Genomic DNA, 26308 nt, shown 5'->3' on the forward strand with positions numbered 1-26308 from the left:
GAAGATCGTGAGGACCAGGGTTTTCCAGAAAATCCTGCGACGTCCAGACGGGAGCGTCCGCAATGGATCAATCGCCTGCACAGGTGCCGACGGGCGGCCGAAAGGCCGGGATTTCGCCGCAGGCGCGGCGCCACAACGAGATGCGCAAGGCCGCCATCGCCGCGCATCCCGATCTTGCGCGCGTGTCGGGGGCCCAGCCGTGGACGGTGCTGGCGCTGCCGGTGCTGCTGGCGCTGCATTGGGGCATCGCGTGGGCGGTGTCGGATGCGGCACTGTGGGTGATCTTTCTTGCGGCCTTCGTGCCCGGGCAGTTGCTGATCCACTCTGCGGGCGGTTTGGTGCACGAGACCGCGCACAAGCTGATCTTTCGGGGCAACCGCGCCAAGCTGGGCTTCGACATGGGGCTGGAGTGGATTCTTGGCAGCTATGGCAAGCAACTGATCTACCAGCACGAACACATCACCAGCCACCACCCCTATATCGGCGACTACGAACGCGACTACGAGCACGAGGACATCTGCGCCTTCCAAAGCCGGATGATGCTGCGGTCCGAGAACCCGCGATTGCAGCACCTGCTGACCGGGCTGACCCTGCTGGTGCATCTTCTGCCGCTGGGGCCGATCATCGGGGATGAGATCTTTCCGCGGCTGAACGCGTGGCTGACGGGCCGCCCGCAGAAGGACCCGGAGCGCCATGTCGAAGCGACTAGCGCGCCGTTGTGGCAAAAGCGGCTGTTCATCGGCGTGTCGCTGGCGTCGAACCTGACGCTGCTGGCGTTGTTCGGGCCGTGGGCCTTGTTGTATCACCTGTGGTCGCTGTCGCTGTTCCTTGGCAAGTTCGGGATCTGGAACCTTGGCCAGTCGCTGAGCGAGCACGAGGGCACCGACGAGACGGCGCCGACCCGGTCGCGCTATGGCCCGATCAACTGGCTGCTGTTCAACACCGGCTATCACAACGAACACCACACTTTCCCGAATGTCGCGTGGTCGCGGCTGCCCGAGCTGAAACGGCAGGCGCCCGAGGTGTTCACCGAAACGGCGGACAAGACGTATTTCGGGTACTGGCTGGACCACGTCCGGGGCGACTTCACCGCAAGCCGCCGGACGCCGCTGCATGACACGGACAATACCGCGCGCTGTGCAGGTCGGGCTGACGCGGGTGTCCGGGGCGCCTAGCGCGCGGACAGGATGTCTTCGTACAAATGCAGGTACGCGGGGCCGACCCGCGCCACGTCATAGCGGTCGGCGGCTGCGGCGGCCCATTCCCTGACGGCCTGTGGCGGGCTTGCCATCGCGATGACCTTGTCGGCCAGCGCCTTGGGATCGTTGGGCGGCACCAGCAACGCCGTGCCGGGCCCCGTCAGGACCGAAGCATAGCCGGCATTCGCCGCCGCCACCGGCAGGCAACCGGCGGCCATCGCTTCCAGCAGGATCAGTCCGAAGCTTTCGCCATAAGGCGCGGGGGCCAGCAGGATATCGGCCCGTCCCAGCAGCGCGCGCGCCTGCGCGTCGTCGGGCCGCCCCAGCACGGTGACGCGGTCGGATCGGGCGGCGTCCGCCTGCGCCCGCATCGGTCCGTCGCCCGCGATGCTGAGCCGGGCGTGGGGCAGCGCCTTGGCGATCAGGGCCCACGCGGCCAAGGCCACGTCCAGCCCCTTGCGCGGTTCCAGCCGCCCAAGAAAGGCGATTTCCAGCCGGTCCCGGCGGCGCGGCCGCGCGGCGGCGGTCCAGTCGGACAGGTCGATCGTGGGGGAAAGGATCGTCGGCTCCAGCGTCGGCAGCACCCGGCGCAGCATCTCAAGCGGGGCGTCGGACGGCACGACGACGCGGTCGCAGGCCGGCAGGATGCGCGTCGCGGCAGAGCGGATGAAGCGGTCGGTCAGCCCGCGCGCGTTCGGGGCGGGCAGGGTGGCATGGACCGTCGACACCGAGGGAAGCCGCAGGCGGGACCAAAGCTGGCTGGTGACGAAGGGCGTCCACGGGGTGTGCATGTGCACCACCTCCGCGCCCCAGTCCCGCAGGTCGCGGGTGGCGGCCGCCAAGGCGCGGGGGGCGGCGAGGGACAGCTCGAACTCGGTCCCGTGCGCACCGATCAGGCGGCTTCGGCCCAGCGTGGTGATCATGCCGTCGGTTCCCGGCGTCGTGCCGGGGGTGGGCGGGCACAGCACGCGGGTTTCGTGCCCCTGCGCCGTCAGCCAGCGGGACAGGTCGCGGACATGGCGCTGCACCCCGCCGGGACGGGACATGTCATAGGGGCACAGTTGGACGATTTTCATCGCCGCAGGTCGCGGGCCAGCGGCAGCAGACCCTCTGCCACATCCAGCAGGCTGTAGATCATCAGCGCCCAGACCGCCCAGCCAAGATAGTCGCCGGTCAGCGCAAGGATCGGGATCAGCCCCGAAATGCCGCCGATCAGCATGGGCAGCCAGTCGGCGGGCGTCAGGGGGCCGGGCACCCCGTCCTCGGGGCCCTGAAGCCGGTCGCGGATCACCCGCGCCAGCAGCCGCACCCATCCCGCCATCGCGGCCAGCGTTGCCCAGCCGTCGGCCCCCAGCACGCGGTCGGCCAGCAGGCCGATGGCAAGGTACAGAAGGCCCCACTGGGTCATGTCCACAAGAAAATCGAGGTCGCCGCCGGTCTTCGAGGTGCGCCCGGTCACCCGCGCCAGCGTTCCGTCGGCGCAGTCCAGCACCTGAAACAGCGCGCCCGCGAGCGCCACCGCCCACGGTGCGTGGGCCAACGGCAGACCCCACGCCAGCAGCGGCATCGCAAGCGCCACGGCCAGCGCAAGGAAGGACACGCCGACCGGGGACAGGCCCAGACGGGCGAAGATCCATACGACGGGCAGCGACGGTACGCGGTAAAGCAGGGCGATCGACCAAGCGGTGCGCAGCTCTTCGCGGAACCACGGCTGGCGAAGGTCCGCCGCGATCCGTCCGAAGGATGGCTTTTCCTGTGCTGTCACCGTCTTGCCCCGCCTTGATGCTTCCCGGCCCCTCACTTATCGTCCGCGCAACTTGCGCGGTCCGAACCGCGTCCGGGACCATGCGCGGTTTCTGCCGCAGATCGGGGAAAGAATGAAGGACTTTACGGCGATCATCGTCGCGGCGGGGATGGGTGTGCGCATGGGGCCGCGCGGCCGCCTGATGCCGAAGGGGCTGATCGAGGTCGGGGGCAGCCCGATGGTGGCCCAGTCGCTGGACACCCTGCGCGCCGCTGGGATCGACCGCGTGCGCATCGTCACCGGGCATCTGGACGAACAGTATCGCGACACGTTCGGCACCGCGTCCGGCGTCGAGCTGATCCACAATCCGCTGTATTCCACCACCGGCAGCCTGCGCACGCTGGCCACCGCGCTGGACGGGGTCACGGGGCCGATCGTGCTTTTGGAATCGGATCTGATCTATGCGCCCGAGGGGCTGGAGGCCGCGCTGACCGGCGGCAACGTGCTTGTCACCTCGGGGCCGACCGGCGCGGGGGACGAGGTCTATGTCTGGACCCAGCCCGATGGTGCGCTGGCCGACATCTCAAAGGATCCCGCTGCCCGCCCCGAGGCGCATTTCGGCGAACTCGTCGGGATAACCGCGCTGGACGCGGACAGCGTCGACCTGATGCGGGACGTGGCCGAAGAGGTGCTGGCCGAAACCCCGGCGGAACATTACGAGGCGGGCCTTGTGGCGCTTGGCCAGCGGGTGCCGGTGCCCTGCGTCCGTATCGATGACCTGCCGTGGGCGGAAGTGGACGACGAAACGATGCTGTCCCACGCCGAACGCGAGGTCTACCCGAAGGTCGCCGCCGCGCGCGCGGCGCGGATGGCGGGATCGCGCTTGGCCTGACCGGACTGCGCGGGCCGCGTGTCGCCGCCCGCGCCGAAGGCCGCCCCTATAGCTGGCGGACGAAGGCCACCGTGCCGATGACAAGTGGCACCGCCAGCGCGGTTGCGACGGCGGTCGAGGGCGCGACGGTGCCCTGCTGCCCCAGCGCCCAGAACACCTTGAGCGATACGGTCAGGATGTAGCCCGCCGCCGCAAGGCCGATCAGGCGGGGGTACAGGATGCGACGCCCGTCGAAGCCAAGCGTGGCGAAGGCCACGGCAAGAAACGCCACCGTGCCCGGCAGGAAAATCGCCAGCCGGCGCTGCCACAGGGCGGTGCGGATGCCGGGCAGGTAATGCGTCTCGGTCGGCGCGCGGGCAAGGGTGCGCAGGTCGGCGGTCGACAGAACATAGGGCGCGATCCCGTAGTGCGTCAGCTGCGCGCTGGTCAGCAACAGCGGGGCTTCGGACGTGCGCGCGGTGCGCAGCGTCGATCCGGTCTCGGGCGTCCACTCGGTGACGTCCTCCAGCCGCCAGACGTCGGGCGTGTCCGTCGGCACCGCGCGTTCGGCACCCACGACCGAGGCCAGCTCTGCCGCGCCGATGCCGTTGAACACCAGCAGGTTGCGCATCTCGGGCTGGGAACCACGCCGCAGGTCGGCCCGCATCGCGACATCGCCGTTCACCACCCAGCGCCCTTCCAGCCAGCGGTCGTCATAGCGTTCGGCATAGTCGCCCAGCCCGGTCTCGACCTGCGCCTGTATCGCGGCGGGGCGCCAGCGCGCCTCTAGCCCGGTGTAGATCCCGCCAAGGATCAGGGCGAGCCACAGCAGCGCGGCCAGCCGGTGGCCCGGTCCGGCGCCAGCCGTGGCAAGGATCACGGTTTCCAGCCGCAGGCGGCGCCCGATCTCGGCAAGGAACGGTCCGAAGAACATCGCCACCGGCAGCATTCGCGTCACGATGTCGACGCCGCGCTGCAACAGGTAGGGCAGCAGGACCGACGGCAGCGCGGTTTCCTGATAGGTGGACTGCCAGCGGATATCCGGGAAGATGCGCGCAAGGTCGATGGTGTAGGCGATCATCGTCAGAAGGAACATGACCGCCGCCACGGACAGCAGGTACTCGATCAGGGCGCGGCGGGTGGCGATGCCAAGGAACATGGTCCGCACCCGTTGCAGCACCTCGGCGCCGTCGCGCTGCGTCGGGGTGGCTCGGGTCTCGGGGGTGTCGGGGCTGTCCGCGTCCGTCATCGTCAGGCGCGCCCCCGCGCTGGCACCACGATCTGTTCCGCCCGCAGCCACGCGTATCCCAGCGCCGGGGCAAGGCCCATCGCCACAATCGCGATCGCGGCGGGCCAGAACCGGACGTAGCCCAGCACCACCGCGTCGCCCAAAATCGCGCGGCTGCCCACGTCGCCCGCCAGCACCAGCAGCAGGCCGCCCGGCAGCGCCAGCCAGCGGCCCCGTCGCGTGCCCGAGAACGCCGCCGCCGCCACCGCCATCGCGGCGGCCACCGGGCACAGGATGGCGCGGGCCAGCATTTCGCCGAACCGGCGGGTCGGGCGGGTCATCAGGCTGCCGTCGGACCGGGGAATGGGCTCGCCCCACAGCGGGCCGTCGGTCTGGAACAGGGCGCGTTCGGTTGCGCGCGGGCTTTCGTCGACCGTCTCGATCACGTCGTCCGCCGAGAACGCCATCTCCATCGAGCGCACGTTGATGCGGGCGAAATCCAGCCCCGGCACCCCGGCGGTCGCGCCCGTGGTGGGGGCGGTGCCGCTGCGCCCTCGGATCTCGCGGAACTCTTGCAGGCGGACGACGTAGTCGCGTGCCTCATCGGGGCCCGCGATCTCCCAGTCGGTGGCCTGCGCCACGATCCACGACCCGTCCGGGCCGGGCCGGTAGACGAACAGGTCGCCGTATTGTGCGTCGGGATCGTCGCTGGGGCTGGCGATGAAGGTGCGGCCGTTGACCTCGCGCACACGGCGCACGTCGGCGGGGTTGGACAGTTCGGCGATCAGGGTCCGCGCGCGCATGTCGTACAGGCTAAGCCGCTCGGCATAGCTTGCCATCGGCGTGATCAACCCGGAAAACAGGAACGACAGCGCAAAGCCCGCGCCGCCAAAGTACATCGCCAGCCGGGGAATGCGCGTCCACGGCTCGGCGGCGGCGGCGCAGATCACCAGCTCGTTCGCATCGCGCGCGCGGGTGATCGCAAGGTACAGGCCCAGAAACAGCACCAGCGGCAGCGCGAAATCCACGATCTCGGGCGACTTCAGAAGCAGGATCGTCAGCAGGTCGATCGCCCGGCCACCTTCGCGCAGGACCTGTTCGAGGGTCGAGGTGAAGATGTCCGCGATGAAGATCGACTCGATCAGCACCAGAAACGCCACGATCGTGCGCAGCGCACGCTGCGTCAGAAGCCGCGTCATCGGGCTGTGAAGTCGCTGAATAATCGCCATGTCGGTCGCGGTTGGCCTCGGCCCGGTGGTCCCTACCGTGTGTCCCGCAGATGATGCGCAGATAAATGAGACGGATCAAACATCTCTTGTCATCAAAAGAGGTTACCGAGTGACATCAACGTGACCAGCCCGGCGCCGGTGGCGATCCATGCGTCGGTGATGTCCAGAAGCCCGCCCTGATGCGGAAGCACGGCGGGATAGTCCTTGACCCCCGCCACCCGTTTGAGCCGCGACGCGGCAAGGTCGCCCGCCACCGTCAGCGCGCCGGCGGCCAGCGCGAACAGCATCGAGCCCAGCACCGGGAAGCCGCCCAGAAGCGGGCCCAGAAGACCTACGGTCAGCATCAGCATCACCGCGCCCGAGGCCAGCCCCTCGACCGTTTTCTTCGGGCTGAGAACCGGGAACGCCTTGCGTTTTCCGAACAATTTGCCGCCAAGCAGGGCATAGCTGTCGAAGGTCTCGACCAGCAGGAAGGCGACCAGCATCGTCGCGGCGCCGCCCTGCAACGCGCTGCCGGTGAACAGGATCAGCGGCACGCCGGGGAACAGCACGAGATCGGCCAGCGCCTTGGCCGGACCGTCGCGCCGCAGCATCGGCCGAAGCGCCAGCAGGACGCCCATCAGCAGGACCGCCCCCAGCGCCAGCGGGATGGGATGAACCCGCGACGCCAGCAGCCCCAGCACCAGCATCACGGCCCCGGCGATCATCGCGGGCAGCGCGCCCGGTATGCCTGCGCGGGGCAGGGTGATCCGCGCGGCCTCGTAGCCGCAGCGCAGGGCCAGAACCGCGAACAGCGCGACGATGGCATAGGTGCCCAGAAGAAACGCGCCCGCGACGACGCCGACGATCAGCGTTTCGGTCAGCAGCACCGGGAACACGTCCCGCGCGGTGGCGCGGGTCGCGGGTATGGCCATCAGGCCCAGCACGACCACATAGCCCACCGCCAGCAGCGCAAGGCACAGCAGCGCCAGCATCATGGGCAGCGCACCCGCATAGGCGACACCGACCATCAGCGGTGCTTCCGCGCGATGCCCGCCTGCCACGCCCGCAGCGCCGGAGCCGCCAGCGAATGCAGCCACAGCAACGCCGCCATCTGCAGGCCGGGCGCGGCGGCGAACCGGCCCTTGTCGGCGCGTTTCAGGATCGCGGCGGCAACCGCTTCGGGCGCCCACAACCCGCCGCCTGCGGTGATCTTCTTCGTCACCTCAGGCTTGGTCCGCGCCTCGGCGGCCAGTTGCGGCGTGTCGGTGTCGGGCGGGTAGGCCAGCGTGACGCTGATCCGGGGCGCAAGTTCGACCCGCAGCACCTCGGCCAGCCCGCGCAGGGCGAATTTGGACGGCGCATAGGCGGAATAGCCGTAGATCCCGAAGAACGCCGCGCCAGAGGACACGAACACCAGCCGACCGCTGTCCATCGCCCCGGCGCAGGCCTTCGCGAAATACAAGGCGCCCATGTAGTTGGTCTGCATCTGCGCTTCGTGGGATGCGATGTCCTGCGTCAGGAAAGTGCCCGGCTCGGCGATGCCCGCGTTGGCGATGGCCCATTCCGGCGCGCCAAGATCCGACTCGGCCTGCGCCACGGCGGCCTCGACGGCGCTACGGTCAGAGACGTCGCACGGGTAGGCGCGGGCGCCGGGAACCGACAACGCCGCCTCGGCCAGCCGGTCGGCATTGCGGGCGAACAGCGCCACGGGGTGTCCGCGTGCGGCCAGCTGGCGGGCAAGCGCAAGGCCGATCCCGCTGCTGCCCCCGGTGATGAAGGCCGGCCGGCGGGCCGCGTCGGTCACGGGCGGGCGTCTTCCGCGAAGGCCAGCAGCATGTCGTGGGCCTCGGGGTCGTCGACCTGCTCGGGCGGGTGCTTGAACAGGAACGCGCTTGCCTCGGGCACCGCGCCTTTCAGGCCGCGTTCCAGCGAGATGCGGGCGCAGCGCACGGCGGTGATCGCCATCGCGGCGGCGTTCGGGCTGTCTTCGACTTCTAGCCGGACCTCCATCGAGGTGCGGGCGCCGCCCAGCAGCTGGCCCTCGATCCGCACGTAGGCGACCTTGCGGTCGTGCAGCCACGGGACATAGTCCGACGGGCCGATGCGGATGTTGCCGTCGGCAAGGCGCGAATCCATCGCAGCCTGCACCGCTTCGGTCTTCGACTCGCGCTTCAGCGCCAGCCGGTCCATGTCCATCATGTTCATGAAGTCGGTGTTGCCGCCGACGTTCAACTGATAGGTGCGGTCGATCTTCACGCCGCGCATGTCGGCCAGATGCGCCAGCGTGCGGTGCACCACGGTCGCGCCGAACTGCGCCTTGAAGTCGTCGCCAAGGATCGGCAGGCCGGCGTCTTCGAACTTCTTGGCCCATGCAGGGTTGGACGCCAAGAACACCGGAATGCCGTTCACCACGGCGCAGCCCGCTTCCAGCGCGCATTGGGCGTAGAATTCCACCGCCTGCGTGCTGCCGACGGGCAGGAAGATCACCAGCACCTCGGCCTGCGCGTCCTTCAGCGCGGCGACGATCTGGTCCTTCGACAACGGCGGCTCGTCCGACGGCACGAAGCTTAGTTCGGGCGGCTGGTTGCGCATGAAGGCGGACACGCCGTCAAGGTCGGGGCCGCGGTGCACGCGGGCCGGTTGATCGTCGAGCTTGTCCCAGAAGATCTCGGTGCAGTTGGGATCGGCCAGAACCGCCTCGCCGATGGGGCGGTTCACCTTGCGCCGGTCGACGTCGAAGCCTGCGACGATCTCGATGTCCTCGGGGCGGTAGCCGCCAAGTTCCGGGAACGAGACGCCAACGGCATCCGCACCTTTCACGCGGCAATAGGAAACAGCCTGGACGAGCGAAGAGGCGCAATTGCCGACGCCGGCAATCGCCGTGCGGATACTGCCGCGCTGGGAGGTGCTCATGTATCCCTCGAAATTCTCGTTATTCTAGGCGGGGTTTTGGCACGGTGACGGGGCGGGCGCCAGTGGATTATTACTGAAACTCGCCGCCCGAAACCGCGTAATATTCGGAAATCGCGCCTGCTCCGTCCGGCAGCACGCCGTGGATCGACAGTTGCGTGACCCGTGGCAGCAGGCCGCTTTCGTCGACATGCGCATAGGCATAGACGATCCGGGCCGTCTGGTCGCCGATGCGGCCCAGCACCTGCGCCCGGAACGGGGCGGTTTGCAGCAGGACCAGCGGCAGTTGCGGCAGCGGCTTAAGCGCCACGTTGTACTGTCCGGCCACCTCGCGACGGCTGATGTTCACGCCGAAGGCCAGCAGCCGTTCGATGGGTTTCAGCGGTTTGCGTTCGCCGCCGCTGGCATAGCGGCGCCAGTAGATGTCGACGGCGTCGGGATAGGTCAGGGTGCCGGCGGCATCGTAGCGCGCGGCGAAGACGATGGTGTTCTCGTTCGTGGACCGTTGCAGAAAGAACATCTGGTTGGGGTCTTCCGGCACCGGCCACTCTGGCTGGACCAGCGGCACGGCGGGCTGCCGGTCGACCCGAACCGTCTGAAGACGCGCGGCAGAGGCCGCCCCGGGGATAAGCCCGGAAACAAGCGCGGTGCCAAGGGTCGCACCTGCGGTGCCGATGAAATGACGTCTGTCCATGATGCAACTATAGCGCGGGTCGCGACATCTTCGAGACACTCAAGAACAAGGCGCCGTGACCATCGGCAAGCTTCTGCCTGTGGCGGTGCTGCGCGGCCCGTGGCCCGCAGCGCCGTGCCGGATCAGGAGCTGGCGATCTGAACCGGCAGTTCGCCGTGCACCGCAGCGGCGGTGACGTCGACGGCACGCAGGATGTCTTCGTCCCGGTGCGCGGCGGAAAAGAAGAACCGGATGCGCGGCTGATCTTTCGGCACGCCCACCTGAACGATGGGCGGCGCGTAGATGCCATGCTCGATCAGCACCTGACTGACCATCATGGTTTGTTCGGGGCTTTCGAAATGCAGCGGCACGACGGCTTCGCCGATGGCGTTGCCGGGTTCCAGCCCGGCGGCGCGGGCGCTGTCGCGGAACAGGCGCGATTTCTGCTTCAGCCGTTCGACCCGTTCAGGCTCGCGGCGCAGGATGTTCACGGCGGCATCCGCCGACGCGGTGGTCGCGGGCGACAGCCCGACCGAATAGACAAAGCCGGGCAGGGTGAACCGCAGCCACGCGATCACCTCGGCATTGGCGCAGATGAAGCCGCCGGAGGACACGAAGCTTTTCGACAGGGTGCCCACGGACAGTTCGACCTCGGACGGGTCGATGCCGAAGTGTTCGCAGATGCCTTTACCGTTGGGGCCAAGCACGCCGTAGGAATGCGCCTCGTCCACCAGCAGCCAAGCATCGTGGCGTTTCTTCATCTCGATCAGCCGGGGCAGGTCGGGAATGTCGCCATCCATCGAGTACAGGCCCTCGACGACCACCAGAACATGCCGGAATTCGCCGCGTGCGGCTTTCAGCTGTTCTTCGAGGTCGTCGAAATCGTTGTGTTCGAACGTGCGGCATTCGAACCGGCCGGACTTAGCGCCCACCACGATCGAGTTGTGCGCAAGGCTGTCGATCAGCACCAGATCGCGCGGACCCAGCAGGTGATTGATCAGCGACAGGTTGGTCAGATAGCCCGAGATCAGGGTCAGGACGTCGCCGACGCCAAGGAACTCGGCAAGGTTGCGTTCCAGCGCACGGTGCGCGGTCCGCTCTCCGCCGACCAGCCGCGACGCCCCTGCGCCCGCGCCATAGTCCTGCATCGCCTGCGTCGAGGCGGCGATGACTTCGGGATGACGTGCGAGGCCGAGATAGTCGTAGTGGGCCAGGCTGACATAGCCCTCGGGTTTCGAGGAATACATCTGCTCAAGACGGTCCACGGGCACGAAATAGGGGTGACCCTTTTCGATGATGGACTTCCCGGCGAGCCGAAACCGTCGCTCTGCCACTGCAGAAAAGCTCGGGCGCTCCGGCTTGCCCTCTGAAACCATCAAAACCTCCTTGGACAGCGCCCTGCCTGGTCTGTCCGTACGTCCGCCTGTTTGCGACAACCTACCGGATTTGACCGCGCGAACAATAGCCCTACCGGGACCGACCGGCAAAAATCCCCACGGGCGCACGCGTTGTAACGCCCTGAAACACTTAGTGACGTTCCGTCATGGCCCGGGTGACGCGCCCTGCGGCGTCGAGGAACGCGGCGATGTCCGAGGGGGTCACGTCACCGATAACCCCGACGCGAAATGTCGCACGATCACGCATCTTTCCCGCGTAAATCGCGAAGCCTTCGGCCTTCAGCCTGTCATAGAACTGTTGGAAATCGAACCAGTCCTCAGCGGGTTCCGAGAACGAGACGATGATCGGTGCCTGTGTCGCAGGGTCCAGCACCGACTGGAAGCCCAGTGCGGTCATCCCCTTGATTAACTGCGTACAATTCTCGGTATATCGCGCCAGCCGCGCGGATGTGCCGCCCTCGGCCCGAAGTTCGTCCAACGCCTGCGCCAGCGCCGCGATGACATGTGTCGGCGGTGTGAACCGCCACTGGCCGTCAGCGGAAAACTGCCGATCCTGTGCCGCCAAATCCAGCACCAGCGACGGCGATCTGTGATCGTCGCGCAACAACAACGACTTGTCGCAGATCACGAAAGCGGCGCCGGGGACGCCCTGCAGGCACTTGTTCGACGAAGCGGCCAGCGCGGCGAATCCCGTTTCTGCGGCGTCGCAGGGCAGCGCGCCGAACGAGGACATCGCGTCGACCAGCATCTTTGCCCCCGCGGCGCGGCAGACCTCGGCGATCTCGGCCAGCGGGTTCAGGACGCCCGACGTGGTTTCGCAGTGGATCACCGCGACGAAACGGTGGCGCCCTTCGGCCAGCGCCTCGGCCACCCGCGCGGGCGGGACCGGGGCGCGGTCGGGCAGGTCGAGCACGTCGTGTTTCAGCCCCATGCGGGCGCAGATCTCGGCGATCCGACGGCCATAGGCGCCGTTCGCGACCACCAGCAGGCCGTCGTCGGGCGCGACGAGGGTCGCGATCATCGCTTCGACCGCGAAGGTGCCCGAGCCCTGCAGCGGGACGGCGGTATAGGCGTCACCCGCGTTGGCGATCGCCAGCAACTCGGCGCGGACCTGTGCCGTCAACGCCTCGAACTCGGGATCGCGCGAGCCCCAGTCGCGCAGCATGGCGCGCTTGACGCTGTCGGTGGTGGTCAGTGGTCCGGGGGTCAGCAGCAGGGGGGCGTCGGTCATGCAAGGTACTCGCGGAAGCGGCGGGCGACGGCTTCGGGCGTCACCTTGGGACGGGGGAGGTTTTCGATCCGGCTGGGCGCGACCTTCAGGTGCAACAGGCGCGGGCCCGGCACGGCAAGCGCGGCTTTCAGCAACGCATCGGTGGAGTCCGTCGTGTCGGCACGGCCCGCGAAGGCATAGCCGCAGGCGCTGGCCACGGTCGCGAAGTCGACGCCGGGCGACACGGTCCGCTGGCCGCCCGTGCTTTCGTGAAGCCCGTTGTCGAGGATCACATGGGTCAGGTTCGCGGGCTGCTCGGCGCCGATGGTGGCAAGGTTGCCCAGCTTCATCAGCGCCGCGCCGTCGCCGTCCAGCACCACGATCTCGCGGTCCGAGTTCAGCGCCGTGCCTAGACCGATGGCGCTTGCGCCGCCCATCGACCCGACGGTGTACAGATGCGCGGGCGCGTCTTCGAGCGCGTAAAGCTCGCGGCCACAAAATCCGGTGGTCGCGATCAGCCCGGCGCCCGACGGCACGGCGGTGCGGATCATGTCCAGCACCTCGACCCGGCGCGGGGGCTCGGTGCCGGTGAAGTCACCCTGCGGCACACAGGCGGGCCGGGCCGGGACCGGAGCCTGATCCAGCGGCGACTTTGCGACGATCCCCTTGGGCAGCACGAAGCCGTAGGGCAAAGACGTCTCGCCCATCCGCGCCATCGCGGTGTCCAGCGCCGGACCGATGGCGGGGCCGGTTTCGGGGAACGGCGCGTTCGGGACCTGCATCAGGTCCAGAAGACCTTGCGTGATCTGCCCCATAAGCTCGTGCTGCGGCTCGTCCCCGATGCCCGGCTGCCCGCGCCACGTCGTCAGCACCAGCGTCGGGATGCGGAACGGGAAATTCAGCGAGGTCAGCGGGTTGACCGTGTTCCCAAGGCCCGAGTTCTGGCACATCACCGCCGTCTCGCGTCCGGCAAGCCATGCGCCCGCCGCGATGGCCACCGCTTCGCCTTCGCTGGCGGCGCCGACATATGCGGTGTCCGGGCTGGAAATCACCGCGTTCATCAACGGGGTCAGGAAGGAACAGGGCACGCCCGTCCAGAAGGAAATGCCGCGCTCGGACGCGGCGGCGATGAAGTCCTGCGCGTCGATCATCGGGGGCGGCGCGTTTTCGTCGAAAGATCAGGGGTCTGCGGGGCGGTCATCACATGGTGTTCCGGGCTTCGGACAGGTCGGCAAGGTCGTTCACGTTGGCCCAGTTGCCGGACACGTAAATGGCGCGCACCGTCTCGCCCCGCGCCATCAGGCGGGTCAGAACGGCGGCCATGTCGGCCTGCGGCAGCACGCCTTCGGCGTCCATCCGGTCGAGTTCGGCGCGCAGCTTGGCGGTGCCGTCTGCCGACAGACCAAGCAGGCCGACCCATTGGCCGTCCGGTGTGTCCACCTCGCCGATCGCCTTGACCTTCGGGTCGGCGCCGGTGGCGAAGCCGCCCTCGTAAGGGGCAGAGCAGGCCACAAGGTCGCGGTCCTTGTCGGTGCCGGACAGCGTCGGGTCGACGAGGATCACGAAATCTTCGGTGCGGTCGCCCAGCAGGCTGACGAAGAACGGCTGGAACACGATATCGCCGTAGCCAACGATGGCGGCGCCGGTCAGCGCGTCGCGGGCACAGGCCAGCGATGCGGCTTCGCCGGTGGTGGCGTAGTCGGGGTTCAGCGCCTTGGAAATGTCCTCGCCCTCGACCGCCTCGTGGCAGTACCCCGCCACGACGGTCACGTTCTTCACCCGCTCGCGGCGGAAGGCATCCAGCTGGCGCGCAAGGATCGACTGGCCGCGCACGTTGACCATGCACTTGGGCCGGTCCTTAGTCAGGTCGCCAAGATCGCTGCCGCGCGTGGCGGCAAGGATGACGGCGGACCGCTCGGGCTGGGCGGCAAGATAAACCTTCTCGGCCTCTTCCAGTTCGCTGGCGTTGGCCAGCGCGAAGACGTCCTCCAACGGCGCGACTTCGGATTCGATCTCTAGCAGGGTCTGCTGTTCAAAGATCTTCCGGCTGACCTGGCGCATGGAACTGATCGCCGCCCGCAGGTTGTGGTTGGCCCAGATCACCGTCGACACGCCCGCATCGCGGAACTGGTCGGTGGGGGTGCGGTAGTACTTGGTCGGGATCACGATCACCGGGCAGCGCGAATGGTCCCACAGCCGGTTGAATTCAAGGATCTCGTCGGCGTCGCGCTTGCGCGAGTGGATCACCAGCGCGTCGGCGCCCGCGTCGGCATAGGCATCGGCCCGCTTCAGCGCCTCGTCCATGCCCTGACCGGCGATCAGCGCCTCGATCCGCGCCACGACCGAGAAATCGGGATGCTCTTGCGTGTCCTTGCCAGCCTTGATCTTGCCGCAGAATTCTTCGATGTCGGCAAGGTCGTCGCCCTCGGACAGGAAGCTGTTGGTCTTCGGGAAGACCTTGTCCTCGATGCAGACCCCCGCGATGCCGCGCTGGCACAGCTTGCTGACCAACCGCCGGAAGTTGTTGAAGTTGCCATAGCCGGTGTCGCCGTCCACGAGGATCGGCACGGTGGTCGCGTCGGACATGTATTCCAGCACGTCCAGGACCTGCGTCCACGACAGTTCGTTGTTGTCGCGCACCCCCAGCGTGGCCGAGATCGACAGGCCCGAGGCCCAGACGCCGCCGAACCCGGCCTCTTCCACGATCTTGGCCGAAAGGCCGGAATGGGCCTCCATCAGGAAGGACAGATCCTTCGACTGAAGAAGGTCGCGAAGCTGGGTGAATTTGGAACGATCATTGCGTTGCAGCACGATGCAGAGACCTTTACGGAGGCGGACAACTCCCATTGGTCTGACCCATCGGGACCGCGAAGTAAATGGGAGGCTCCCCTACATGTCCGACGCTAACAGGCCCAGCGCATGAGCGCCGAGCTGCTGGGCGAATTCGCGCTTATTTTCGTGGCTCTGGCGCTTGGCGGGCTGCTGAAGGGCGCGATCGGGGCAGGGGCTCCGGTGGTGGCCGTGCCGGTCATGGCGCTGTTCTTCGATGTACAGCTTGCGGTTGTGGTGATGGTGATTCCCAATCTCGTCAGCAACCTGTGGCAGGGCTGGCAGCACCGCGCGCAGATGCTGCCGCGACGCTTCACGCTGGGGCTGGCCCTGTCCGGTGCGATCGGCGCGGGCACCGGCAGCGTGATCCTTGCGGTGGTGCCGTCGGACGTGCTGCTGCTGGTGGTGGCCGTGATGGTGCTGTTCTTCATCCTGTTCCGGCTGGCGCGGCCCGACTGGGGCCTGTCCTATCCGGCGGCGCTGAAGCTTGTGTGGCCGGCGGGGTTCCTTGCGGGCAACCTGCAGGGCGCGACCGGGGTGTCGGCGCCGGTGTCGATCAGCTTTCTAAGCGCGATGCGGCTGGACCGGTTGGCTTTCCTTGCCACGATCTCGGTGTTCTTCGCGCTGATGTCCGTAGTGCAGATCCCGGTCCTGTGGGCTTACGGGCTTATGGACTGGCAGCGGACAGCGTACGGCATCGCCGCCATCGTGCCGCTGCTGGCGTTCATGCCGGTCGGGAATTACATCGCACGCTTCCTGCCGCCGAAGCTGTTCGACCGGATCATCATGGTGCTGCTGACGCTGGTCGCGCTGCGCATGATCTGGAAGGCGCTGGCCTAAGGCGCCGGTCCAAGCCGGTGTTATCGCACGGCTCAGGCGCCGTGCGACATCACCTCTTCCAGATGGCTGGCGCAGCCGGTGAGCGCGGCATAGTCATCCTCGACCACCGACACCCCGAAGTTGCCCATGAAGCCCGCGAAGCGACCCTTGTCGCGGAAGGCCTCGGTAAAGCCGAACCGCTCGAAATAGGGGGCGAAGGCGGTGGCGACGCCGCCGATCAGGTAGATGCCGCCGAACGGAAGCTGGTTCAGCGCAAGGTTGCCCACCACCGATCCGAACAGGCGCACATAGACCCGCGCGGTGTCTTCGGCGCGGGGATCGCTGCCGTCGGCAAGCCCCGCCATGATGTCGGCCGCGCGCTTTTCGACGATCTCGCCCGCCTCGTGCCCGACCCACGCGTAAATGCGTTCCAGCCCGCGCCCCGCCAGCACGTCCTCGATCCCCGGGAATCCGTGCGCGGTCTCGACGAACTTGGCCAGCCGCAGGTCGGCCTCGTTGCGGATCGGCATGTTGGCGTGGCCGGATTCGGCCGGGGGTACGATGCGGCCCCGCCGCGTGTGATACGCGGTGGCCGAGTTGAACCCGGTCCCCGCGCCGACCACCAGCCGGGTCGCGTCCGGTGCCGCGTCGGGCATCGGGATGATCGGGCGCAGGCTGTCGTCGGACAGGTGTTCCAACGCGAAGCCCTGCGCCTGAAGGTCGTTCAGGATCGACACGGTTTCGGCCTTGGCAGCCTTCGCCACGCTGGCCGCGTCGATCCGCCAGTCCAGGTTCGTCAGCTCGCCCACACCGTCCCGCACCGGACCGGCGACCGCGACGCAGGCGCCGGTGCAATCGACGCCGCCCTCGGCGTCGAGAAACTCTCGCAGGACCGAATCCAGCCCGGGGTGATCCGCGTTGCGATAGCGGCGCACGGTCTCGGGCACGACCCGGCGGCGCTCGGCAAGCGCCACCCGGGTGTTGGTGCCGCCGATGTCGGCGACAAGCGAGTAACGGTCGGGGGTGCGGGCCATCGGGCTACCTCTTCAGCGCGGTCTTCAGCGCGTGATAGGACTGTTTCGGCGTGCGTTCCAGAGTGTCGAAATCGACATGCACCAGCCCGAACCGCTTTTCATAGCCAAGCGCCCATTCGTAGTTGTCCAGCAGCGACCAGATGAAATAGCCGCGCACGTCAATGCCGTCGGCAATCGCCTGTTTCACGGCGTCCATATGGACGTTGAGATAGTCGATCCGGTGCTGGTCGTTCACCTCGCCGCCGGAAATCGTGTCGGACGCCGACATGCCGTTCTCGGTCACGTAGATCGGGATGTTGCGGGCGTAGGCCTGACCGACGCGGGTCAGCATCCCGTGAAGGCCCTCGGGGTAGATTTCCCATCCCATGGTGGTCTGCGGCAGGTCGCCGACGCCTTCGTGCAGATCGCCTGGCAGACCGGTTGAACCGGCCGAGACCAGTTTGCGCGTGTAGTAGTTGATACCAGCCCAATCAACGGGTTGCGAGATGGACTTCATGTCTTCTTCCCAGCCGCTCGGCATGTGCGCTTCCAGCATGTCCAGCACATCCGGCGGGTAGGTGCCCGAATAGATTCCGCTCAGGAACCAGCGATTGTAGATGCCGTCGTACATCCGCGCCGCGGCGGCGGATTCGTCGCTTTCGTCGGCGGGCAGCACGTACTCGTGGTTCGTGATGGCGCCAAGGTTCTTCATGCCCAGCCCGCGCATCACCTCGATCGCACGGCCGTGTCCCAGCAGGACGTGGTGCATCGCACGGGTCGCGGCGCGGATGTCCCGGGCGCCGGGGGCGTGCGCGCCCATGAAGTGGCTTAGCCACGCCACGCACCACGGTTCGTTGATCGGCGCGGCGGCGTGCACCCGGTCGCCGATGCGGCCCATGATCACCTCGGTGAACTCGCCGAACCATTCGGCGATGTCGCGGTTGCGCCAGCCGCCCTTGTCCAGCAGCGGCGACGGCAGTTCCCAGTGGTATAGCGTCGGGAATGGCTTCAGCCCGCGGGCCAGCATCGCATCGACGAGACGGTCGTAGAAATCCAGACCCTCGGGGTTCGGCGTGCCGGTGCCTTCGGGCAGGACCCGCGCCCAAGACGTCGAAAAGCGGTAGGCGTCCAGACCCATTCCTGCCGCAAGATCAAGGTCTTCTTCGAAACGGTTATAGTGGTCGCAGGCGCGGGCGCCGTTCTCGGCGCGCACCACGTTGCCGGGCGTCGCGGCGAAGTCGTCCCACTGGGTGCGGCCTGCGCCGCCCTGTCCGTGACCCTCGATCTGGTAGGAAGAGGTGGCGGCCCCGAAGATGAAATCCTTGGGGAAGTCGGCGCGGGTATGTCTCATAAAGTCCTCGTGGTTCGTGTCCGGACCGCAGTCGGTCAGGTGTCTCGGGCGGGGCTGGCCGGGGCCGGTCCGGTGGACTGGCCCACGGTCAGGTCGGCTTCAAGTAGGACCTGCCGGGCAGGCTGAACAGGGTTCTGCACCAAGGAAATGACGCGCTCGGCACAAAGCCGCCCCGCGTCGCGCACCGAAGACCGGGTGGCGGTAAAGATCGGCACCTCGCCGCGGTTCGACAGATAGCTAAGGTCGTCGTCGTGGGTGATGATCGACACGTCGCGGGCCATCGTCAGGCCGCGCGCCTCGACCGCGCGGCGCACGCCAAGAGCGGCGATGATCGACGAACACAGATAGGCGGTGGGCGGGTCCGGCAGGTCCAGCATCTCGTTCGCAGAGCGGAACCCGTAGGATTCCGTCATCTCGTCCGACCGAACCAAAGCGGGGTCGGCGGCGATGCCGCGCGTGGCCAGCGCCTGCGTGTAGCCGTCCAGCCGGCGCGAGGCGAAGTCCATCGACACCAGCCCGTTGATCAGCGCGATGCGGCGGTGGCCAAGGTCCAGCAGAAATTCGGTCGCGCGGTAGAAGGCGCGCAGGTTGTTCACGTCGACCCAGTCGTAATCGTCCGCGTGGCGCGACATGCGCCCGTGGACCACGAAGGGCAGGCCGATGTTGCGCAGCATCGCGATGCGTTCGTCGTCGATGCGGGGGCCGTGCACGATGATGCCGTCCACCGACCGTTTCGCCGCAAGCTCGCGATAGGCGGCTTCCTCGCCATCGTCGGGCACCAGCGACAGCACCATGTCGAAGCCGTGCTGCAAGTACGCCTCGCCGGCGCCGGCGACGAAATCCGCGAAGATCGGGTTCACCATCTCGTGCCGCGCCGACACCGGGATAACGTGCCCGATCGCCATCGACCGGCCCGTCGCAAGACTTTTGGCGCGGGCGTTGGGGCGGTAGTTGTGGGCTTGGGCTGCTTCCAGTACCTTGCGTCTCGTGGCCTCTGCAACTTCCGGATACCCGTTCAGCGCACGGCTGACGGTCGTCTGCGAAAGTCCAAGGGTTTCAGAGAGTTGCTTGAGGTTCATGGCCTTCGGATCGTTCGCGCAAACTGTCTCGGACGGCGCCAAAGCGCTTTGAGTTCGATTTGGAAGGTAGTCCCGGATTCCTTGGACGTCAAAGGCTAACCATTCTGCGCTGCGTCAATGCAGGTGCAGAAAAAGATGATACATTTTACCTGTTTGACGAATCGCGGTTGACACTTATTTCCCAATCAAAGAGCCTTTTGTCGCCCAAAGCGCTTTGGTGAAAGCCGGCGCTTCGTTCATTGGACAGGCGCCTTGCGCGTCGAACCGGGAGGGATACCCAATATGAAACATGTACTTTATTCCGGCGCCGCTGCGGTCGCACTGTCGGCTGGCATGGCGCATGCCGAGCAGTTGACCGTGTTTGGCCCGTGGCTTGGCCCGGACCAGGAAATGGTCGAACAGGTGCTTGGCGCCTTTGCAGAGCAGTCGGGCCACGACGTCAGCTACGTCGGCTCGGACAGCTTCGAACAACAGATCGTCGTGGATGCCGAAGCCGGCTCTGCCCCGAACATCGCGATCTTCCCGCAGCCGGGCCTTGCCGCCGACATGGCGGGCCGTGGCTTCCTGACGCCGCTGGACGAGGGCGTCGAGGGCTGGCTGCAGGAGAACTACGCCGCTGGCCAATCGTGGGTCGACCTTGCCACGTTCGAAGGCCCCGAGGGGGACGAGAACCTTTACGGCTTCTTCTACAAAGTCGATGTGAAATCGCTGGTCTGGTACATCCCCGAGAACTTCGAAGACTTCGGCTATGACGTGCCGGAGACGATGGAAGAGCTCAAGGCGCTGTCCGAAACGATGATCGAAGACGGCGAAACCCCGTGGTGCATCGGGCTTGGGTCCGGCGGTGCGACCGGCTGGCCCGCGACCGACTGGGTCGAGGACCTGATGCTGCGCACCCAGGCGCCCGAAGTCTATGACCAGTGGGTCGCCAACGAGATCCCGTTCGACGCGCCCGAAGTCGTCGCCGCGATCGAGGAATTCGGCGCCTTCATTCAGGACGACATGGTCGCTGGCGGCATGAACGCCGTTGCCTCGTCGGACTTCCGCGACTCGCCCAAGGGCCTGTTCGACATCCCGGCGCAGTGCATGATGCACCGTCAGGCGTCGTTCATCCCGGCGTTCTTCCCCGAAGGCACCGAGGTCGGCACCGACGTCGATTTCTTCTACTTCCCCGCCTACGAGGAAAAGGACCTTGGCACCCCGGTGCTGGGCGCCGGCACCATGTGGACGATCACCAACGAGAACCAGGCCGCGCATGACCTGATCGCCTTCCTGCAGACGCCGGAAGCGCATGAGATCTGGATGGGCCTGTCGGGCTTCCTGACGCCGCACACCGGTGTCGACCCCGAAGCGTTCGCCAACGACAACCAGCGCCGGATGAACGAAATCCTGCTGGACGCCACCACCTTCCGCTTCGACGCATCGGACTTGATGCCCGGCGGCGTGGGCGCGGGCAGCTTCTGGACCGGCATGGTCGACTTTGCCGGTGGCGCGGATGCCGCGGAAGTCGCAGCCGAGATCCAGGAAAGCTGGGACGCGCTGAAGTAAGCGCCTGACAACACACGAACTTGCCCGGGCCATGCCGGCCCGGGCTTGCCAGCCAGAACGGACCACCGGGAGGGGATGCGATGCATCCAGCGTTGCAGGGTCTTCTGACCATCATCATCGGCGTCGGCGGGTGCGTCGGGTATTTCTACTTCTCGAACCTGATCCTCGACAAAGTGATCTTCCCGGCGCGGGGGCCGAACATCGGCCGTAACATCAACCGCGCCAACATGGTCCGTCCTTGGCTGTTCCTGTTCCCCGCCATCTTCGCGCTTGGCCTGTACCTTGTGTACCCGGTGTTCGAGACGCTGCGCCTGTCGGTCACCGACCGAGACATGGGCGGCGCTTTCGTGGGGCTGGCGAATTACGAACAGATGTTCCGCGAATCCAAGTTCTGGGAGGCGGTGCGCAACAACTTCCTTTGGCTTCTGGTGGTGCCTGCGCTGTCGACGGCCTTCGGCCTGCTGGCCGCGCAGCTGACCGACCGCATCGCGTGGGGCAGCCTTGCGAAGTCGCTGGTGTTCATGCCGATGGCGATCAGCTTTGTCGGGGCGGCAGTGATCTGGCGGCTGGTTTATGACGCGCGCCCCATCGATCAGGAACAGATCGGCGTTCTGAACGCGGTCTACCTTGCGCTTGGCGGCGATGCCCCACAGCAGTGGCTGACGATCCCGTTCTGGAACAACTTCTTCCTGATGATCGTCCTTGTGTGGATTCAGACCGGGTTCGCAATGGTGATCCTGTCGGCCGCGATCCGCGGCATCCCCGAGGAAACCATCGAGGCGGCGATCATCGACGGGGCCAACCCGTTCCAGATCTTCTTCCGCATCAAGGTGCCGCAGATCATGGGCACCATCGTGGTGGTCTGGACCACGATCACGCTGGTCGTGCTGAAGATCTTCGACATCGTCTTCGCGATGACCAACGGCCAGTGGGAAACGCAGGTTCTGGCCAACTACATGTATGACAAGCTGTTCCGCGCCAACGACTGGGGCGTCGGGTCGGCCAGTGCCATCGTCATCATGGTGCTGGTGCTGCCCATCCTTGTCTGGAACGTGCGCAACGCGCGCAAGGAAATGCGCTGATGAGCGTCGGGGAGGCACATCATGGATAACATCGCGGGCAAGAAAAGCGGCCTGACATGGGCCGTCCATATCTCGGTCGCCCTGATGGTCGCGATCTGGCTGTTCCCGACCGTGGGGCTGTTCGTGTCGTCCTTCCGCACCACCGACCAGATCGCAACCAGCGGCTGGTGGAAGGCGATGTTCCCCGCCGAGCAAAGCGTCGTCCTGCGCACCGGCGGCGCCGACGACGCGACCCGCGACGGCGATAACTACGTGCTGGAAGGCAACCTGTTCGAGGTCGACGGCAGCGATCCCCTGACCATCGGCGCGTGGGGCACCTCGGCCCGTGACGTCAACGCCTACGGCCCCGGCGATACCGGAGAGCTTCGCCGCGGCGGTACGCTGATGGTGGCCGAGAACGGCGATTATCGCCTTGTCAGCGCCGAGGAACCCTCGGGGCGCGGCCAGCGGGTGTTCGTCACCGCGATGGTGCCGCCCGAGTTCACGCTGAACAACTATGACACGGTGCTGGGCAAGGACGTCGCCAAGAACATCGTGATCTACGGCATCGCCGCACTGCTGTTCGGGCTGGCGCTGAAGTTCATCTTCCGCAGCCACGAGCGCGGGTTCGTCACTTATCTGCCGATGCTGGGCGGGTTCGCGTTGTTCATCGCGCTGGCGATGACCTTCGGCCTGTCCGAGGGCCGCGCCGCCGGTGCCCAGACCACCGACAACATGGGCCGCGCGTTTTTCAGCACGCTGACGGTGACGATCCCGGCGACGATTATCCCGATCTGCATCGCCGCTTTCGCGGCCTATGCGCTGGCGTGGATGGATTTCCCCGGCCGCGCGCTGCTGATCGCGATCGTGGTGGGCCTGCTGGTCGTGCCGCTGCAACTGGCGCTGATCCCGCTTCTGAAGCTTCACCTGCAAATCGGCATCGGCAAGGGCTATCTGGGCGTCTGGCTGGCGCACACGGCCTTCGGCTTGCCATTGGCGACGTATCTGCTGCGCAACTACATGGTCGGCCTGCCGCGCGACATCATTGAGAACGCCAAGGTCGACGGCGCCACCGACTTTCAGATCTTCACCCGTATCATCCTGCCGCTGTCCTTCCCGGCGCTGGCCAGCTTCGCGATCTTCCAGTTCCTGTGGACGTGGAACGACCTGCTGGTCGCCAAGGTCTTCCTGATCGACGCCACCGGCTCGACCAGCGTGATGACCAACCAGATCGTCGAGCTTCTGGGCACCCGCGGCGGCAACTGGGAAATCCTTGCAACGGCGGCCTTCGTGTCCATCGCGGTGCCGCTTGTCGTCTTCTTCATGATGCAGAAATACCTGGTCCGCGGCCTTCTGGCCGGGTCCGTCAAGTAAGGCTAAAGACCGTGAATCTTCTCGACCCCCAAATCCCGGAACCCGACAACTCGGCCACCGATCCCGACTGGTGGCGCGGTGCGGTGATCTATCAGATCTATCCGCGCAGCTATCAGGACTCGAACGGTGACGGCGTCGGCGACCTTGCCGGCATCATCCACCGCCTGCCGCACATCGCCTCGTTGGGCGTGGACGCGGTCTGGATCTCGCCGTTCATGAAATCGCCGATGCTGGACTTCGGCTATGACGTGTCCGACTACCGCGACGTCGATCCGATGTTCGGCACGCTGGGCGATTTCGACGCGCTGATCGAACGTGCCCACGAACTGGGGCTGAAGGTGCTGATCGACCTCGTGATCTCGCACTCGTCGGAAGATCACCCGTGGTTCAAGGAAAGCCGCGCCTCGGCCGACAACGCCAAATCCGACTGGTACGTTTGGGCCGACGCAAAGCCGGACGGGTCGCCGCCCAACAACTGGCTGTCGATCTTCGGCGGCTCGGCGTGGGAATGGGACGGCGAGCGGATGCAGTACTATCTGCACAACTTCCTGACCTCGCAGCCCGACCTGAACCTGCACAACATGGACGTGCAGGACGAACTGCTGGACATCACCCGGTTCTGGCTGGAACGCGGGGTCGACGGCTTCCGGCTGGACACGATCAACTTCTACTTCCACGACAAGCAGCTGCGCGACAACCCGGCGCTTTTGCCCGAGGAGCGCAACGACAAGACCGCGCCGGCGGTGAACCCCTATAACTGGCAGAACCACCTGTATTCGAAGAACCAGCCCGAGAACCTCGAGTTCCTGAAACGCTTCCGGGCGGTGCTGGACGAATTCCCCGGCTCGACCGCCGTGGGCGAGGTGGGCGAGGCCCAGCGCGGCATGGAAATTCAGGCCGCCTATACGTCGGATGGCGACAAGGTCCACATGACCTATGGCTTCGACTTCCTCGCCAACCAGCCGCTGTCGGGCACCCATGTCGCGCAGGTGCTGAACGACTACGAGGACGGCATCGGCGACGGCTGGGCCTGCTGGGCCTTCTCGAACCACGACGTGGTGCGCCACCCGTCGCGCTGGCACATGGACGAGGCGGGGCTGCGGCTGGCCGCGGCGCTGCTGCTCAGCCTGCGCGGCTCGGTCTGCCTGTATCAGGGCGAGGAACTGGGCCTGCCCGAGGCTTACGTCGCCTTCGAAGACCTTCAGGACCCCTACGGCATCCGGTTTTGGCCCAAGTTCAAGGGACGCGACGGCTGCCGCACACCGATGGTGTGGAACCGCGACAACCACAACGGCGGCTTCACCGAGGGCAAGCCGTGGCTTCCCGTCGCGATGGAACACGTCAACCGCGCCGTTTCGGTGCAGGACGACGACGCGGACTCGACGCTTGGGTTCTACCGCGCGATGATCGCGTTCCGCGCAAAGCACCCGGCCTTTGCCAAGGGCACGCTGACCGTGCATTCGGCCACGCCCGAGACGCTGGTGATCACCCGCGCGCATGACGGCGAGACGCTGGTCTGCGCGTTCAACTTCGGCGGCGAAGAGACCTCGGTCGAGCTGCCGGACGGCGACTGGACCCGCGCGGCGGACGCGCCATTCGATACGACAGAACAAGGACAGACCGTGACGCTTGCCCCCCACGGGGCGTATTTCGGCGTCTTGAACGGCTAGGAGGAAACAGGACTATGGCGGACCTCAAGCTGAAAGATGTCGGCAAGACCTACGGCGGCTCCGTCGAGGTTCTGAAGGACATCAACCTCGAGATCGAGACCGGCGAACTTATCGTGTTCGTCGGGCCTTCGGGCTGCGGCAAGTCCACGCTGCTGCGGATGATCGCGGGGCTGGAAAAGATCAGCGCGGGCACGCTGGAAATCGACGGCCTGATGGTCAACGACGTGCCCCCGGCCCAGCGCGGCATCGCGATGGTGTTCCAGTCCTACGCGCTGTACCCGCACATGACGGTGCGGGACAACATGTCCTTCTCTTTGAAGATCGCGAAGAAGTCGAAGGAAGAGATCGAGGCGGCGGTGGCCCGCGCCGCGAAGATCCTACAGCTTGAGCCCTACCTTGACCGCCTGCCAAAGGCGCTGTCCGGCGGCCAGCGCCAGCGTGTCGCCATCGGCCGTGCCATCGTACGCGACCCGAAGGTCTATCTGTTCGACGAACCGCTGTCGAACCTCGACGCCGCGCTGCGCGTGGCGACCCGGATCGAGATCGCGCAGCTGAAAGAGTCGATGCCGGACTCGACCATGATCTACGTGACCCACGATCAGGTCGAGGCGATGACCCTTGCGACCCGCATCGTGGTGCTGGCGAACAAGGGCATCAGTCAGGTGGGCACGCCGCTTGAGCTGTACGAGAAGCCCGAGAACGAGTTCGTGGCGCAGTTCATCGGGTCGCCCTCGATGAACCTGCTTCCGGGCACGATCACCGGGACCGGGGCGCAGACCACGATCAAGCTGGACGGCGAGGGCACCGCGGTGTCGAACATCCCGACCACCGACGCCGACATGGGCAAGACCGTCAACGTCGGCATCCGGCCCGAGGACCTGACGATCGCCGAGGGCGACCAGTACGCGGTCGACGGAAATGTCGACATCGTCGAGGCGCTTGGCGAGGTGACGCTTTTGTACTTCGTGGCCGAACGCGAGCAGGATCCGTTGGTGGCGAAGCTGCCCGGCATCCACGCGGACCAGCGCGGCCGCAACCTGCGCCTGACGGCGGACCCTTCGAAGGTTCACGTTTTCATGGACGGAAAGTCGCTTCTTTACAGGTAGATAGGCCCATATAAG

General features: G+C 66.5%; 23 protein-coding genes. 8 read left to right on the forward strand and 15 right to left on the reverse strand.

The annotated features are described in order from the left end of the window. Window positions 1-62 precede the first annotated feature (62 nt). On the forward strand, window positions 63-1175 hold the full coding sequence (locus P1K30_RS01785) for a fatty acid desaturase (protein ID WP_275630952.1): 1113 nt from the start codon (window positions 63-65) through the stop codon (window positions 1173-1175). Here the strand turns inward: P1K30_RS01785 and P1K30_RS01790 are convergent. Both P1K30_RS01790 and P1K30_RS01795 read right to left on the reverse strand, forming a co-directional pair. Further along, entirely contained in the window at window positions 1172-2275 is a 1104-nt protein-coding gene (locus P1K30_RS01790) for a glycosyltransferase family 4 protein (RefSeq protein WP_275630953.1), read from the reverse strand. The genes P1K30_RS01785 and P1K30_RS01790 overlap by 4 nt on opposite strands. Continuing rightward, on the reverse strand, window positions 2272-2964 hold the full coding sequence (locus P1K30_RS01795; RefSeq protein ID WP_275630954.1) for a CDP-alcohol phosphatidyltransferase family protein: 693 nt from the start codon (window positions 2962-2964) through the stop codon (window positions 2272-2274). The genes P1K30_RS01790 and P1K30_RS01795 overlap by 4 nt, the downstream gene beginning before the upstream one ends. Window positions 2965-3076: 112 nt before the next feature. On the opposite strand from P1K30_RS01795, the gene P1K30_RS01800 reads away from it, so the two are divergent. Further along, window positions 3077-3835, forward strand: a complete 759-nt coding sequence (locus P1K30_RS01800; protein WP_275630955.1) for a phosphocholine cytidylyltransferase family protein — start codon at window positions 3077-3079, stop codon at window positions 3833-3835. Between the two features lie 46 nt (window positions 3836-3881). Here the strand turns inward: P1K30_RS01800 and P1K30_RS01805 are convergent, their stop codons facing one another. From P1K30_RS01805 to aepX, 10 genes are all read right to left on the reverse strand, one after another. Next, on the reverse strand, window positions 3882-5063 hold the full coding sequence (locus tag P1K30_RS01805; RefSeq protein WP_275630956.1) for an LptF/LptG family permease: 1182 nt from the start codon (window positions 5061-5063) through the stop codon (window positions 3882-3884). 2 nt (window positions 5064-5065) lie between these two features. Next, window positions 5066-6241: an LptF/LptG family permease gene (locus P1K30_RS01810; RefSeq protein WP_275630957.1), complete on the reverse strand. Its 1176-nt coding sequence runs from the start codon at window positions 6239-6241 to the stop codon at window positions 5066-5068. 122 nt (window positions 6242-6363) lie between these two features. Beyond that, on the reverse strand, window positions 6364-7281 hold the full coding sequence (locus P1K30_RS01815) for a phosphatidate cytidylyltransferase (RefSeq protein ID WP_275630958.1): 918 nt from the start codon (window positions 7279-7281) through the stop codon (window positions 6364-6366). Continuing rightward, window positions 7281-8057 (reverse strand): SDR family oxidoreductase, encoded by a 777-nt coding sequence (locus P1K30_RS01820; RefSeq protein ID WP_275630959.1) that lies wholly within the window; start codon window positions 8055-8057, stop codon window positions 7281-7283. The genes P1K30_RS01815 and P1K30_RS01820 overlap by 1 nt, the downstream gene beginning before the upstream one ends. Beyond that, window positions 8054-9166: an inositol-3-phosphate synthase gene (locus P1K30_RS01825; RefSeq protein WP_275630960.1), complete on the reverse strand. Its 1113-nt coding sequence runs from the start codon at window positions 9164-9166 to the stop codon at window positions 8054-8056. The genes P1K30_RS01820 and P1K30_RS01825 overlap by 4 nt, the downstream gene beginning before the upstream one ends. 70 nt (window positions 9167-9236) lie before the next feature. Beyond that, the gene (locus P1K30_RS01830; RefSeq protein WP_275630961.1) at window positions 9237-9857 is read right to left on the reverse strand and encodes a DUF4833 domain-containing protein; all 621 of its coding nucleotides are present in this window, start codon (window positions 9855-9857) and stop codon (window positions 9237-9239) included. Between the two features lie 122 nt (window positions 9858-9979). Continuing rightward, window positions 9980-11212 (reverse strand): aminotransferase class I/II-fold pyridoxal phosphate-dependent enzyme, encoded by a 1233-nt coding sequence (locus tag P1K30_RS01835; RefSeq protein WP_275630962.1) that lies wholly within the window; start codon window positions 11210-11212, stop codon window positions 9980-9982. A 151-nt stretch (window positions 11213-11363) separates the two neighbouring features. Beyond that, a complete protein-coding gene (locus tag P1K30_RS01840) occupies window positions 11364-12464 on the reverse strand; it encodes a 2-aminoethylphosphonate--pyruvate transaminase (RefSeq protein WP_275630963.1) in 1101 nt (366 codons plus the stop codon). Further along, window positions 12461-13594, reverse strand: coding sequence for a phosphonopyruvate decarboxylase (gene aepY / locus P1K30_RS01845; RefSeq protein WP_275630964.1), 1134 nt, complete (start codon window positions 13592-13594; stop codon window positions 12461-12463). The genes P1K30_RS01840 and aepY overlap by 4 nt, the downstream gene beginning before the upstream one ends. Before the next feature lie 49 nt (window positions 13595-13643). After that, the gene (aepX, locus tag P1K30_RS01850; protein ID WP_275630965.1) at window positions 13644-15254 is read right to left on the reverse strand and encodes a phosphoenolpyruvate mutase; all 1611 of its coding nucleotides are present in this window, start codon (window positions 15252-15254) and stop codon (window positions 13644-13646) included. Between the two features lie 108 nt (window positions 15255-15362). On the opposite strand from aepX, the gene P1K30_RS01855 reads away from it, so the two are divergent. After that, window positions 15363-16112: a sulfite exporter TauE/SafE family protein gene (locus P1K30_RS01855; RefSeq protein ID WP_275630966.1), complete on the forward strand. Its 750-nt coding sequence runs from the start codon at window positions 15363-15365 to the stop codon at window positions 16110-16112. A gap of 32 nt (window positions 16113-16144) precedes the next feature. On the opposite strand, the gene P1K30_RS01860 is transcribed toward P1K30_RS01855, so the two are convergent. The 3 genes from P1K30_RS01860 to P1K30_RS01870 are packed head-to-tail and all read right to left on the reverse strand — an operon-like array spanning window position 16145 to window position 19534. Beyond that, complete coding sequence (locus P1K30_RS01860; protein WP_275630967.1) at window positions 16145-17125, reverse strand: glucokinase; 981 nt, start codon at window positions 17123-17125, stop codon at window positions 16145-16147. Between the two features lie 4 nt (window positions 17126-17129). After that, window positions 17130-18455: a GH1 family beta-glucosidase gene (locus P1K30_RS01865; RefSeq protein WP_275630968.1), complete on the reverse strand. Its 1326-nt coding sequence runs from the start codon at window positions 18453-18455 to the stop codon at window positions 17130-17132. Between the two features lie 35 nt (window positions 18456-18490). After that, entirely contained in the window at window positions 18491-19534 is a 1044-nt protein-coding gene (locus P1K30_RS01870) for a LacI family DNA-binding transcriptional regulator (RefSeq protein ID WP_275630969.1), read from the reverse strand. A gap of 282 nt (window positions 19535-19816) precedes the next feature. Between P1K30_RS01870 and P1K30_RS01875 the strand changes: the two genes are divergently transcribed. The 5 genes from P1K30_RS01875 to P1K30_RS01895 all read left to right on the forward strand — a co-directional run bounded on the left by P1K30_RS01875 (window position 19817) and on the right by P1K30_RS01895 (window position 26293). Next, window positions 19817-21082 (forward strand): ABC transporter substrate-binding protein, encoded by a 1266-nt coding sequence (locus P1K30_RS01875; protein WP_275630970.1) that lies wholly within the window; start codon window positions 19817-19819, stop codon window positions 21080-21082. An 80-nt stretch (window positions 21083-21162) separates the two neighbouring features. Continuing rightward, a complete protein-coding gene (locus tag P1K30_RS01880; RefSeq protein WP_275630971.1) occupies window positions 21163-22164 on the forward strand; it encodes a carbohydrate ABC transporter permease in 1002 nt (333 codons plus the stop codon). A 21-nt stretch (window positions 22165-22185) separates the two neighbouring features. Next, on the forward strand, window positions 22186-23517 hold the full coding sequence (locus P1K30_RS01885) for a carbohydrate ABC transporter permease (protein WP_275630972.1): 1332 nt from the start codon (window positions 22186-22188) through the stop codon (window positions 23515-23517). An 11-nt stretch (window positions 23518-23528) separates the two neighbouring features. Further along, on the forward strand, window positions 23529-25187 hold the full coding sequence (locus tag P1K30_RS01890) for an alpha-amylase family glycosyl hydrolase (RefSeq protein ID WP_275630973.1): 1659 nt from the start codon (window positions 23529-23531) through the stop codon (window positions 25185-25187). Between the two features lie 14 nt (window positions 25188-25201). Then, window positions 25202-26293, forward strand: coding sequence for an ABC transporter ATP-binding protein (locus P1K30_RS01895; RefSeq protein ID WP_275630974.1), 1092 nt, complete (start codon window positions 25202-25204; stop codon window positions 26291-26293). Window positions 26294-26308 lie beyond the last annotated feature (15 nt).

Origin of the sequence: Psychromarinibacter halotolerans, assembly GCF_029168315.1 — a bacterium.
In the GTDB taxonomy this organism is placed as follows: Bacteria; Pseudomonadota; Alphaproteobacteria; order Rhodobacterales; family Rhodobacteraceae; genus Psychromarinibacter; species Psychromarinibacter halotolerans.